This window comes from Marinobacterium weihaiense, assembly GCF_019061305.1.
Taxonomy (GTDB): Bacteria; Pseudomonadota; Gammaproteobacteria; order Pseudomonadales; family Balneatricaceae; genus Marinobacterium; species Marinobacterium weihaiense.
Genome location: NZ_JAHQZT010000094.1, coordinates 1 through 303, shown reverse-complemented (window position 1 = coordinate 303; position 303 = coordinate 1). Strand labels below are relative to the sequence as shown.

Below are 303 nucleotides of genomic sequence, written 5' to 3'. Positions count from 1 at the left end.
TCTTTTATGTTGAATATTCGTTTTTGCTATAGCAGCCTTCAAGGCTTTTCTGGGCACCGAATCATGTAAGTGATGCCGACATAGTTCGCCAGTAATGGGATGTTTGCAGAGACCGCTAGATGGAAACAGGAACATCCAGGCTGGCTGGCGAAAGGCATTTGGATATTTCTTGCCGAGGGCATTTGGCAGCGAAGGCCCATGACCCTGGCGGTTATCCTCTTCCTGGATCGCGAGTGCCTGCTGGATCTGGGCCTGCAAGGGGGTATGCAGGCGTTTCCCCAGCACTGTTTTTCGATCCTTGTT

General features: G+C 51.2%; 1 pseudogene. It reads right to left on the bottom strand.

Features of this window, described 5'->3' with window-relative positions:
- Positions 1-285 (bottom strand): annotated as a pseudogene (locus KTN04_RS17490) (recombinase XerD); the annotation flags it as partial.
- Positions 286-303: the final 18 nt, after the last annotated feature.